The 12241-nt window shown below is 62.0% G+C and carries 10 protein-coding genes; 2 read left to right on the top strand and 8 right to left on the bottom strand.

Annotation, left to right across the window (positions count from 1 at the left end; all coding sequences use genetic code 11):
* Nucleotides 1-74: 74 nt before the first annotated feature.
* Nucleotides 75-521 carry a DUF4879 domain-containing protein gene (locus tag E4O97_RS14925; RefSeq protein WP_032881207.1) on the bottom strand — a complete coding sequence of 149 codons (447 nt, stop codon included), beginning with the start codon at nucleotides 519-521 and terminating at the stop codon, nucleotides 75-77.
* Between the two features lie 188 nt (nucleotides 522-709).
* Here E4O97_RS14925 and E4O97_RS14920 point away from each other — a divergent pair, with 188 nt between their 5' ends.
* Complete coding sequence (locus E4O97_RS14920; RefSeq protein WP_005791636.1) at nucleotides 710-2005, top strand: NCS2 family permease; 1296 nt, start codon at nucleotides 710-712, stop codon at nucleotides 2003-2005.
* Nucleotides 2002-3081, top strand: a complete 1080-nt coding sequence (gene trmA, locus E4O97_RS14915; RefSeq protein ID WP_078822381.1) for a tRNA (uridine(54)-C5)-methyltransferase TrmA — start codon at nucleotides 2002-2004, stop codon at nucleotides 3079-3081. The genes E4O97_RS14920 and trmA overlap by 4 nt, the downstream gene beginning before the upstream one ends.
* Before the next feature lie 70 nt (nucleotides 3082-3151).
* Here trmA and E4O97_RS14910 read toward each other — a convergent pair whose 3' ends face one another.
* The 7 genes from E4O97_RS14910 to E4O97_RS14880 form a co-directional block, all read right to left on the bottom strand.
* On the bottom strand, nucleotides 3152-3607 hold the full coding sequence (locus tag E4O97_RS14910) for a DUF2442 domain-containing protein (protein WP_078822382.1): 456 nt from the start codon (nucleotides 3605-3607) through the stop codon (nucleotides 3152-3154).
* Complete coding sequence (locus E4O97_RS14905) at nucleotides 3604-4032, bottom strand: DUF4160 domain-containing protein (RefSeq protein ID WP_032879383.1); 429 nt, start codon at nucleotides 4030-4032, stop codon at nucleotides 3604-3606. The genes E4O97_RS14910 and E4O97_RS14905 overlap by 4 nt, the downstream gene beginning before the upstream one ends.
* A gap of 135 nt (nucleotides 4033-4167) precedes the next feature.
* Nucleotides 4168-5496: a TolC family outer membrane protein gene (locus tag E4O97_RS14900; protein WP_248161591.1), complete on the bottom strand. Its 1329-nt coding sequence runs from the start codon at nucleotides 5494-5496 to the stop codon at nucleotides 4168-4170.
* Nucleotides 5493-6818 carry an HlyD family type I secretion periplasmic adaptor subunit gene (locus E4O97_RS14895; RefSeq protein ID WP_216092136.1) on the bottom strand — a complete coding sequence of 442 codons (1326 nt, stop codon included), beginning with the start codon at nucleotides 6816-6818 and terminating at the stop codon, nucleotides 5493-5495. The genes E4O97_RS14900 and E4O97_RS14895 overlap by 4 nt, the downstream gene beginning before the upstream one ends.
* On the bottom strand, nucleotides 6815-8563 hold the full coding sequence (locus tag E4O97_RS14890; protein ID WP_216092137.1) for a type I secretion system permease/ATPase: 1749 nt from the start codon (nucleotides 8561-8563) through the stop codon (nucleotides 6815-6817). The genes E4O97_RS14895 and E4O97_RS14890 overlap by 4 nt, the downstream gene beginning before the upstream one ends.
* A 170-nt stretch (nucleotides 8564-8733) precedes the next feature.
* Nucleotides 8734-9354: a heme acquisition protein HasA gene (locus E4O97_RS14885; protein WP_005791641.1), complete on the bottom strand. Its 621-nt coding sequence runs from the start codon at nucleotides 9352-9354 to the stop codon at nucleotides 8734-8736.
* 81 nt (nucleotides 9355-9435) lie between these two features.
* Nucleotides 9436-12093: a TonB-dependent receptor gene (locus E4O97_RS14880; RefSeq protein WP_032879374.1), complete on the bottom strand. Its 2658-nt coding sequence runs from the start codon at nucleotides 12091-12093 to the stop codon at nucleotides 9436-9438.
* Nucleotides 12094-12241: the final 148 nt, after the last annotated feature.

Raw genomic sequence — 12241 nt, 5'->3', positions numbered from 1 at the left:
CATCCGCGGCGTTCAGGAAAATCGCCGTCTTAGGGGTACGACTTCCCGGGATTTTGAGCGTTCAAGATGATTGATCAGCGGATATTGAGCTGGGCTTTCAAGGTGTTTTGCGGGGGGTTGATCGAGGTATTGGTGAATTCGAACCAGCCCTGGGCCTGGACATTCAGGTCGAACACATAGATGTAGCCCATCAAGGTGCCCACGCCGTTGCACGCCTCACTGATGTTGCCCACCTGGCACACCGCCGTGCGTTGCCCGTTCAACTCTGCGCCATTGAAGCGGCCCATCGGGCTGTTGCCCAGGCCGACTTCCATGACCGACACCTGGGTGGGCCCACGGTGTTCGCACATCTGGGTGGTGTTCACCCGTTCGGGGATGGTTTCGCTGCATTTTGCCGATTCCACCTTGAACACCCGCACCTCGCTCAACGCCGGTGCAGCCGCGCCCCACGCCGGTGCTTCGCCCAGCCACAGGCTGATACTGGCGATCAGAGCTAGACTCCACGCGTTGGCTTTTTTCATGCTGGCAATGACCCGGTATTGAACGTCGGCGCAGTATGCCTCAAGGCCATGCGCCACACAGCCTCGGCTGCTGGTATGATGCGCCGCTTTTTCCGATCCTCTCTGAAACCACAGGCGCTTGGCGCAGTTTGTGCTTTGACTTAGAGGTCAACAAATAACGACGCACAATAGCGTCACAGGGAGCCGGCATGCTGGAAAAGCTGTTTCAACTCAAAGCCCACAACACCAATGTGCGCACCGAGATTCTTGCGGGGATCACCACCTTCCTGGCCATGGCCTACATCCTGTTCGTGAACCCGAGCATCCTCGGCGAGACCGGCATGGACAAAGGTGCGGTATTTGTCGCGACCTGCCTGGCGGCGGCCATCGGTTCCACCGTGATGGGCCTGATCGCCAACTACCCGATTGCGCTGGCGCCGGGCATGGGCCTCAACGCGTTCTTCACCTACACCGTGGTCCTGCACATGGGCCACACCTGGCAGGTGGCGCTGGGCGCGGTGTTCATTTCGGCGGTGCTGTTCTTCCTGCTGTCGATCTTCCGCATCCGCGAGTGGATCATCAACGCCATCCCACTGCCTCTGCGCTCGGCAATTGCTGCCGGTATCGGCCTGTTCCTGGCGCTGATTGCCCTGCATAACGCCGGGATCGTGGTCGCCAACCCGGCCACCCTGGTGGGCCTGGGCGACTTGAAACAACCGGCGCCAATCCTGGCGACGCTGGGTTTCGTCCTGATCGTCGCGCTCGAAGCCCTGGCCGTACGCGGTGCGGTGCTGATCGGTATCCTGGCGGTGACCATCGCCTCCATCGTATTGGGCTTCACACCCTTCATCGGTGTGACCTCGGTGCCACCTTCGCTGGCTCCGACGTTCCTGCAGCTGGATATCAAGGGCGCGCTGGATATCGGCCTGGTCAGCGTGATCTTCGCCTTCCTGTTCGTCGACCTGTTCGATAACTCCGGCACCCTGATCGGCGTCGCCAAGCGCGCCGGCCTGATGGGCAAGGACGGCCATATGCCGAAAATGGGCCGTGCGCTGATCGCTGACAGCACCGCCGCCATGGCTGGCTCGCTGCTGGGTACTTCCACCACCACCAGCTACATCGAATCGGCCGCAGGCGTGAGCGCCGGTGGCCGCACCGGCTTGACCGCCATCGTGGTCGCGATCCTGTTCCTGCTGGCGCTGTTCTTCTCGCCGCTGGCCGCCAGCGTGCCCGCGTATGCCACCGCGCCAGCCCTGCTGTTTGTAGCGGTGCTGATGAGCCAGGGCCTGGCCGAAATCGACTGGGATGACATTACGGTTGCAGCGCCGGTGGTGATCACTGCCCTGGCGATGCCCTTCACTTACTCCATCGCCAATGGCATCGCCTTCGGTTTCATCGCCTGGACCGCCATCAAGCTGCTTTCGGGCCGCTACCGTGAGCTGAACCCGGCACTGGTAATCCTGTCGATTCTGTTTGTGATCAAGCTGGGCTGGTTCAACGCATGACTTTTGACGCCGCAAGCTACACCGCTCAACTGCAAGACAAGGTCACGCGTTTGCGTGACCTGCTGGCACCCTTCGACGCGCCCGAACCGCAGGTCTTCGATTCGCCCTTGCAAAACTTCCGCCTGCGCGCGGAGTTCCGCCTGTGGCGCGAAGGCGGTGATCGCCATTACGCAATGTTTTCCCAGGACGACAAGCGCACGCCGATCCTGATCGAAGCGTTTCCGATTGCCAGCCAGCGCATCAACCAGTTGATGCCGCAACTCAAGGCCGCCTGGCAAGCCAGCGCCGCCCTGAGCCACAAGCTGTTTCAGGTGGAGTTCCTCACCACCCTGGCCGGCGACGCGATGATCACCCTGTGCTATCACCGCCCGCTGGACGAGCATTGGCACACCGCCGCGAACAAGCTGGCGGCTGAGCTGAATGTGAGCATCATCGGCCGCTCCAAGGGCAAGCGCGATGTGATCGGCCAGGACTACGTAGTGGAGAAACTCGAGGTCGGTGGCCGCACCTTCAGCTACCGCCAGCCCGAAGGCGCCTTCACCCAGCCCAACGGTACGGTGAACCAGAAGATGCTCAACTGGGCATTTGAAGCCTTGGGCGACCGCCCGGACGATTTGCTCGAACTCTACTGCGGCAACGGCAACTTCACCCTGCCGCTGGCCACTCGCGTGCGTAACGTGCTGGCCACCGAGATCAGCAAGACCTCGGTGAACGCGGCCTTGAGCAACCTCGATGAAAACGCGATCGGTAACGTCAAGTTGGTGCGCCTCTCCGCCGAGGAACTCACCGAGGCGCTCAATGAAGTGCGCCCATTCCGCCGCTTGCACGGCATCGACCTGAAAAGCTATGAGTTTGGCAGCGTATTCGTCGACCCGCCCCGCGCCGGCATGGACCCGGACACCTGCGAACTGACCCGGCGTTTCGACAATATCCTGTACATCTCCTGCAACCCGGAGACGTTGGCCGCCAACATCGCGCAACTGCATGACACGCACCGGATTACCCAATGTGCGATGTTCGACCAGTTCCCGTGGACGCACCATATGGAATCGGGTGTGTTGCTGACCCGCCGATAAAACCGCGGGGCATCGACCCAATAATGTGGGAGAGGGCTTGCTGTGGCGAGCCCCCTCCCACAGGGGTTACTCATGTGTCTGGTGTTTCTGGTACGTCCTTGCGTGGCCGCCCGCCCTTCTTGCCATTGGCGCGGGCGGCGGCGGATTTGGCCGCGCTGCTTTTGCGACCATTGCGCGATGCCACCAGGCTGGTTGCCAGGTCCATCAGCGGCTGGCTTGTAGCGATCAGGCCGGTAATCGAAACGTCCAGGTCCTGAGCTTCACAGCTTATCGCTTTGCCACCGAACGTCACTTCCAGTTGCTGAAAGTCTTTCTCTGAAAACCCCTCGAACTCCGGAAGGCCAGCCACCGGCAACACCACGCGGCTGCCATCGCTGAAGCCGATGGAGAGGCAGTCGTTTTCATAACGCACATTGCTGGCGTTGGCGTACAGGCGCTTCAACCTGCGCCCTCGGGCGATTGCCTTGTCAACGTCGGCCTCAGTGAGAGGTACATAAGGTTTGACCTTAGCTTTTACGATCTTCATAAATTAATCCCCACGCAATCTGGCGCTCTTACCAGATTCAAAATAGTCCGTTGCTCGACAACGTCGTGCCGGGCGCTTGCGATGACGTAGACGCCCGGTCGAATGACCAACCCTGGAACCAACTCACCAGCGTCCCAATCCCAGGAATGATTCTCCAGACAAACCGTCTGCAGTTTTTCCCACCAAATCCTGCGTGCCCGCGCCAAGTAGTGCCGCTGCATGATCGCCTCGCGTATTTCCTTCAGTACCGACATGGGTGGCCGCCTCCGTTCAGGCTCTACGTCCCACAACTCAACATCCCCACCCAAAAAACTGAAGCGAAAGCGTGCATCCCATCCCTTGCCCCTGACATGCACATGGGGCGGGCAATGCTCATCCCTGATAAACACTGAAATCACGTAGCCTTTGTAAGCACCTACTCTCATCGTAACCCATCCGTTAGGTTATTTTCCGCCAGGTAACAATTTCCCTCTGCCACCCGACAACCGGCTCCTGATTCCCGAAGCTGTTTCACAGACTAGTAACCACAAAAAACCCGGCGAATGCCGGGTTGTAACCACTCATGCCGAGGGCCGGAAATACCCGGCCAACGCCCGCAAGTCCTGCTCGCTCAGCAACCCCGCGTAATACTTCAACTGAATGCGCGCCAGCAGGTACGCGTGGCGTGCATTGGCCAGGTCACGGCGGGCGGTGAACAGTTGTTGTTCGGCGTCGAGTACATCAAGGTTGACCCGCTCGCCGCCACTGACGCTTTTCTTCGTGGCGCTCACCAGCGCCGTGGCGGAACTCACTGCCATTTCATAGGCCCGCACCTTGGCCGCGCCGCTGGTGTTGAGGTTGAATTGCTTGCGCAACTCCACCAAGGTTGCGGCGGTTTGCGCGTCCAGCTCGTATTGAGCCTGGGACAATTGGTTGGCCGCCTGACGGGTAGAGGCTGAGACCGAGCCACCGGCAAACAGCGGCAGGCTGATCTGAATGCCGACGCTGTTGGTGTCGTACTTCTGGTTGTAACTGCTTTCTGAGTCGGAACTGGTCTTGCGACTGGTCGCGTACAGGCTGACCTTGGGCAAATGCCCGGCGCGCTTGCGCTCCACTTCATAAGAGGCCACGTCGAGCGCGTGGTGCTGGGACTTGAGTTCGGGGTTGTTGGCCATGGCTAGTTCACGCCAGGTTTCGAAACGGTTGGGCTCAAGCGGCGCGATCTCGAATGAGCGGGCCAGGGGTGCCAGTTCTTCGATGTGCAGCGGCTGGCCGACAATGGCTTCCAACTCACGCAAAGCGCTGTCCTGGGCATCCACGGCTTCGATCTCTTCGGCCTGGGCCAGGCTTAGGCGCGCCTGGGTTTCGAGTACATCGGTCCGCGTGCCTTCACCGCCTTTGAGCAGGCGGTCATTGAGTTGCAGGCGCTCGGCAAACGCCCGTTTCTGGGCGCGGCTCAACTCGATGCGCTCTTGTGCCAGCAATGCCTGGCTGTAGGCGCTCAACACCCGCACGGCCAACTCCTGGCTCTTGCCGCGAAAGCGCTCGTCGGCCATCAACGCCTGGGCAGTACCTTGGCGAAAACGCGCATAGGCTTCGTAATCGAGCAGCGGTTGCTGCAAGGTCAGGGCCGAGGCGTAGCTGCGGTAATTGCGGTCGCTGGTGACATTACCCACCGCCGTACTCTGGGTGACTTCGGACTCATTGCGCGAGTTGTTGTAGCTCCATGAAAGGTTCGGCAGCAACGCGGCTCGACCAATCACGCGGTTTTCTTCACCGGCCTCACGCTCCTGGATCGCCGCCTGAAAGGTCGGGTCGTTGCGTAGCGCCAACTCATACACATCCAACAGACCCAGGGCGTTTGCCGCTGGCGTGCAACTTAAACAGAGGGTGAACAACAACGCCTTCATTCTTCCACCAGGGCCATATGGGTACGGTCCAGCAAGGGTTTGAACAGGTAGTTGAGCATCGAGCGCTCGCCGGTCTTGACGAAGGTTTCCACCGGCATCCCCGGACGGATCTGCACGCCGTCCAGTTGCTGCATACCCGCTGCGCTGACCTGGGCCCGTAGCGTGTAATACGGCTCATCGGTACGCTCATCGACCTGGCGGTCGGCCGAGACCAACGTGACCTCGCCCGCCACCCGTGGCGTGGTGGATTGGTTGAATGCCGAAAACATCAACTCAACCGGCAAGCCCGGGTGCACCTTGTCGATCATCTGTACCGGCACCCGCGCCTCCACCCACAACGGCTCGCCCTGGGGCACGATGTCCATCAGGGCCTCACCGGGCTTGATCACGCCGCCCTCGGTGTATACCTGCAACCCCACCACCACGCCGGATGCCGGAGCACGAACCAGGCTGTTGGCCAGTTCGAACTCGGCGGAGGCCAGGCGATTGCGCAAGTCCTCGCTGCGGGTGCGAGTCTCGGCCAACTGGGTGCGCAGGTCTTTCTGGAAGTCTTCGCCCAACTGGCGGATGCGCAAACGCAACTCCAGCACCTGGCGCTGCAACTGGCCGATACGCCCGAAATCCTCAGCGATAGCGCCGTCGATTTGCGCATACAGCCGCTCGCTGTCGAGCAGGCGATTGCGTGGGATGTAGCCGTCACGCGCCAACTCGCGCAGGCCCTGAAGCTGCTCATTCAACGCCGCCCGCTGTTGCACTTTGCTCGCTTGGGAGGCCCGCGTGCCGCGCAACTGCGCCTCAAAGCCGGCGATGGTTTCGCGCAGGCCCGCCTGTTCGGTGGCCAGGGCCTGGGCACGGCTCTGGAATAACTGGCGTTGCAGGGTCAGGGTGTTTGCGACGTCGGGATCGGCCAGCAGCTCGGGGCCAAATGCAATGGCCGGCAAGCCTTCGCTCTCGGCACTCAAGCGCGCTTCGCTGGCCAGCGACGCCAGGTATTGGCTGCGCAGTGACTGCATCTGCCCGCGCAACGGTGTTTCTTTCAGGCGCAACAACACCTGGCCTGCGCGTACCCGGTCACCGTCACGCACTTCAATACGCTCCACGATCCCGCCCGCCGGGTGTTGCACCGTCTTGCGATGCCCCGACACCATGACCTTGCCCGGCACCGCCACGCCCTTGTCCAACGGTGCCAGCGCCGCCCAGCCAAGAAAGCCGGCAAAGCCTCCAAGCACCAGCCACCACCCCAGGCGCGAGTATTTTTTGTCATCCAGCGCCAGCACGTTGTGTGGCTGGTCGCTGATCAACGCAGGTTTGCTCTGGTTCATGCGGGTTTTCCTTCACCGAAGCGGTAGCTCATGCTCATGCTCGACACCGGCTTGCTGGCCACAGGTTTTTGCCGCGCCTCCAACACCCGCGCCGTCGGGCCGAACGCCTGCATCTGGCCGTCCTTGAGGATCAGCAACTGGTCGGTCAGGCTCAGCACGTTGGGTTTGTGGGTGATCAGAATCAGGGTGCGGCGCTGTTGCTTGAGCAGGGCGATGGCTTGCAGCAGCGCCTGCTCGCCCACTTCGTCGAGGTTGGCATTGGGCTCATCCAGCACAATCAGCGCCGGCAGGCCGTACAGCGCACGCGCCAGGGCCACCCGTTGTTTTTGCCCGCCGGACAAGCCTGCGCCGCCCTCGCCCAGTTGCGTGTCGTAGCCTTGCGGCAGTTGCAGGATCAGCTCGTGCACGCCGGCCATTTGCGCCGCAGCGAGGACTTTGTCGGCCTCCACCGTTTCAAAACGCGCGATGTTTTGCGCAATGCTGCCCGCGAACAGCTGGATGTCCTGGGGCAAGTAACCGATATGCGGGCCCAGTTGCTGTTTGTCCCACACGGCCAGGTCGGCGCCATCCAAGCGCACCTTGCCGGCCAGCGGGGCCCAGGCCCCCACCAGCACCCGCGCCAGGGTGGACTTGCCGCAGCCCGAGGGGCCGATCACACCGAGCACGTCACCCGCCGGCAGGCTGAAGCCCAGGTTGGCCAGCGCGGGCCGGCGGCTGCCGGGGGCGCAGGCGCTGATCTGCTCCAGGCTTACCTGGCCCTTGGGCACTGGCAGGCTCATGCGTGCCGGTCGCGCCGGGTTATCCTGCAGCAACAACGACAAACGCTCATAGGCCAGGCGCGCCGAACCCCACTGCCTCCACACGCCGATCAACTGGTCGATGGGGCTGAGCACGCGCCCCATCAGGATCGACCCGGCAATCATCATCCCCGGCGTAATGTCGCCGTTGACCGCCAACCAGGCGCCCAAACCCAGCACCAGCGATTGCAGGGCCAGGCGTACGCCCTTGGACCAGGCTGTGACCACCGCAGTCTTTTCACTGGCCAGGTTCTGCTGCACCAGAAACGCCTGGTGCTGGCTGAACCAGCGCCCGCGCAGTGTGGCGAGCATACCCATGGCCTCGATGGTGTCGGCATTGCGCAGGTTGGCCGTGGCCTGCTGGCTGGCACTGATCGACAGTTGGCTGGCCAGTGCCATCGGCGCCTGGCTGACATGGTGGTTGGCCCACGCCAGCGCGATCAGCAGCAGCGCACCACCCAGCGCCAGCAGGCCCAGCCAAGGGTGGAACAGGAAGATCACCAGCAGGTACACCGGAAACCACGGCGCATCGAAAAAGGCGAACAGCGCCTGGCCGGTGGCGAACTGGCGCAAGGTGGTCAGGTCGTGCAGGGCCTGGCCCGCGGCCTGGGTGCCGCCCTTGAGTTGCGCTTCATAAGCGGCGTCGAACACCCGCTGGTTCAAACGCATGTCCATTTGCGTGCCGAGGCGAATCACCACTTGGCTGCGCACCCACTCCAACGCCCCCATCAAGGCGAACAGGCCGAGGATCATCAGCGTCAGCATCAGCAGGGTCATCTGGTTGCCGGAAGCCAATACCCGGTCGTACACCTGCAACATGTACAGCGCCGGGGCCAGCATCAGCAGGTTGATCACCGCTGAGAACAGGCCGATGTTGAAGAAGGCGCTTTTATAGGCCGTGAGTGCAGCCAGCATCTCATTCGCGCGCTTGGCACCGGGCCGAGTCATGGAGGTTGTCCCATTGAAGAGTCAAGCAAGGGCTCGCCCGGTGCGTTGACAGCACCTGCGGCGCACCCACAGAATTTGCCCCCGCCGCCGCACTGGCCTTCGAAAACTCGGGCGGCGACGGGGTTTCAACCAAGCCGGTGAAGGCGTGAGCTTTCATCGGCTTTTTTGCATCAGGCGGCCAGGGCGAAGTCTTGCGGCGCATCCTGAATCCCGACCAGGCCCACATCGGCAGCGGCGAACGCAGCCGAATCCTGATGCGCCACACCGGCGGCGGCCAGTTGGTCGAAGGTGGAGTTGACCGACAGGCTTGGGTCGATGCCCTTGAGCAAGGTGTCGATTGCCGAGGCCAGCGCCGAACTGTCACCGCTCATCAGGCCGTACACGATTTTGTGCACCTGGCCGTCACGGCCTTCGGATTGCAGACTCGACAGGCCCAGGTTGGTGAAGCTGACTTCCTGGTTGGCGATGCTGTAGCCACCGCTGGTTGCGCCACCGGCAAGGGTATCGCCCAGGGTCAGGCCATCGAGCGAGCCCCACAGGGTGTGGGTCGGCGGATTGAACAAGGTGTAATGCAGGCTGCCTTCGGCAACCACTGCCGCATCACTGACGCTGCTCGAAACGCCATATTGGGTGCCGTCGAACGGCCCAGGATTGAAACCACCGGTGTTCACACCCTCTTTGACCGAACCTTCACGGTGGTTGAGATCACCGAAGTAGGCCGACCAATCGCTCAGGTACTGAGCGACGGTGTTGGCGGCGTAGGTCGTGCTGTATGAAATAGAAATGCTCATGCAAAACTCCAAGTCATTGGGTGGTCACTCCGCAGCAAGCCAGTGCCTGCTGTGGTTTTGCCCGTTACTGGGCAAAAGCGGTCAGAACTGATATTCAACGGTGCCTTGCAACGTGCGCCCACGGCCCAGGGTGAAGGCCAGCACGTCGCCCAACGGCACCAGGTAGGCGCGGTCGGTGACGTTTTCCATGGCCAGGCGCAGGGTCAGTTGATCGGTGGCGCGGTAACTGCCGTAAAGGTCATAGACGGTGTAGGGCTTCCAGTCGGCGGGGTAGACGCCGGTTTGCGCGGTGGTCACCCCGGCGGCGCCTTTGACGTAGTAGCCCGCGCTGTAGCGAGCGCGCACGCCCACATCCAGCTTGCGTTCAAGGAACCGTGCGCCCAGGGTGGCCGTGCCACGGTCCATGGGCATGTGTTCGGAAGAGCCCAGGATCGCGCTGCAACCCACGCCGGCATTGGCCGCATCGTCCGGTACCATCGCATCCACCGGCGCCCGGTTGCCGGGCCGCTTCTGGGTTTTGGTCACGCCGCCGAGCCAGGCGGTTTTGCTGCAGAACTTGTTGCTGCCGAGCATCCGCGTGTAGTTGAACTGGCCGTAGGCAAAGCCGGCGTCGTAATCGAGCTGGTACTCAAGGCCACGAAAACGCGTGGTTTCCAGGTTGTTGACGTAGGCCGCACTGCCGATATTGACGTTGCCATAACCGGGTGGCTGCACGCCCAGGGCCATATAGGAAAAGTCATCGACCCGGGTGTTGAAGTACGACACTTTCATGCCCGCGCGATCATCGGCGAACAGCAGGTCTTGCTTGAGCACATTGAACCCGACTTCCCACGCAGTGGATCGCTCCGGCTTGAGGTAGGGGTTGGGGAGAATCGACTCCGAACCACCGCCATGGGGCCGACCGCTGACCAGGGCCTCGGTCACCGCCGGCGGACGCCAGCCCTTGCCGTAGGTGGCGAAGAGCTGCAGCCAATCGACGCCGGGCTTGATCGACAGCCCGAAGGTCGGGGAGAAGCGGCCCTCCTCGCGATCCACGTCGTAATTGACCGGCACCCCAATCTGGCGGGTGGTGCCGAGGATGAACGTGCGGGTGTTCAAGCCGGTTTCGCCGCGCAGCCGATAGCGGTCATAACGCAAGCCGGCGTTGAGGTTCAGCCAACCGTCGTAGTCCAGATCCAGGCGCCCGAACACGCTGCCCATCGCGCGGTCGCCTTTGGGCGTGATGCTTTCCGCCGCCGACGCCGTCAGCGCCGAGCCGGCTTCTACGGCCTGGTTGGAATCGGGCCGAACCTTATCGTAGAAAAACTCCAGCCCGTAGTTGGCCTTGAGTGCGGCCAGCTCGGTCAGGGCAAAGGTCGAGGTGTTCTGCGCCTGCACGCCATAGGTATTGGTTTGATAGGTAACGTCGTAACCCTTGCTGATCCCCCTGGCCAGCGTGGATTGGTCATTGCGGGTATCCACATGGTAAAGCTTGGCCTTGAAGTCGATCAGCGGGTTGTCGGGTGCATAGCTGTAATCCAGCGCGAAGTTCTGCGCCTTGACGTTGCTGCTGCCGAGCTTTTCCCACAACTGGGACTTTTCGGCGGTCATCATGTTGACGTCGTCGTAGTCGACCTCGGTGACCAGGTAGCTCAGTTGCAGACGCTGATCAACTGGCAGGTTGAGCCCCAGCTTGAGCAGGCGCGAGCGCATCACCGAGCCTGAATAGGCGACCGTGCTGTGCTTGATGCGCTCTTCACTGGCCGGCATGTACGCCGCACCGGTACGCAGCTCGCCGATGCTGCCCTTGGTGCCGGGGTTGTAATCGCCCAGGTGACGCTCACTGGCGGCCACCAACATGTCCCACACGTCGGTCCCCACGGCAAACGCCGAACTGCCGATAAAGTGCGTGCCGTTGCTGCGCCCGCCCAACCCGGTGGTGAGGCGAATGCGCCCGCCGATTTGCTTGCCGTCCTTGAGCAGGTCGGCGGCCTCCACGGTACGGAAATTGGCCACCCCGCCAATCACGCCCGCCCCGCCTTGGGTTGAGGTCGCGCCCTTTTCGATCACCACTTCGGACAACAACTCGGGGTCGACATACAGCGTGCCATTGCGTTGCTGGTGGCCGCTCTGCTGGTAATTCTGGCGCATGCCATCGACCGACATATTGACCCGGCCATAGTCCTGGATACCGCGGATATTCACGGACAGGCCAGGGTCTTGCTGGCTGACGGCGGAGTAGACGCCGGGCGCCTCTTCGAGCATCTCGGCAGCATGGCGTGGCGGGTTGCGGTCCAGTTGCTCGCGATCGACCACGCTGACCGAACGTGGTGTTGAATACACCCAGTCCTGCTTGTGCAGGCCGGTGATGGTGGTGGTCCCCAAGGCCAGCGCTCCGGCCTGTTGCTCGACGCGGGTCAAGGTGACCTGGCGCTCGCCGGTGAAACGATATTCAACCGGTGCGGCACCCAGCAGGCGGCCAAGACCTTCCTGCACGTCGAAGCTGCCCTTGAGCGCGGAGCTGCTCAACCCTTGCAGGCGCTGGCTGTCGAACAACACTTGCAGGCCCGCCTGATCGGCGAACGCCAGTACTGCACTGCCCAGGGATTGCGCAGGAATGTCGAACCTCAACACAGCAGATTGGGCTGCGCCAGCCGCAGGCTGCACGGCATGCACCGGCGCGGCGACGGCAAACAATCCCAAGTGAATGGCCAGGGCCAACCGGCTGCCGGTGATACGCCCCTTGGTGAGTGCTGACATGTATGGTTATCCCTGCGCTAAGCGTTTTTTGTTTATGCGAATGCTTCTCACCTAGCAAGACGCGCGAGACGCGAGAAGTCAGTAAGGCTTTTTAGAAATTTTTAATGAGGGTTTGAAAACCAGCCCGCGTGTGGCGGGGGAGCTTGCT

The sequence above is a fragment of the Pseudomonas sp. W15Feb34 genome (assembly GCF_023127765.1).
GTDB lineage: Bacteria > Pseudomonadota > Gammaproteobacteria > Pseudomonadales > Pseudomonadaceae > Aquipseudomonas > Aquipseudomonas synxantha_A.
Note: the sequence above shows the minus strand (reverse complement) of the source record. Positions and strands in the feature narration are given on the sequence as shown.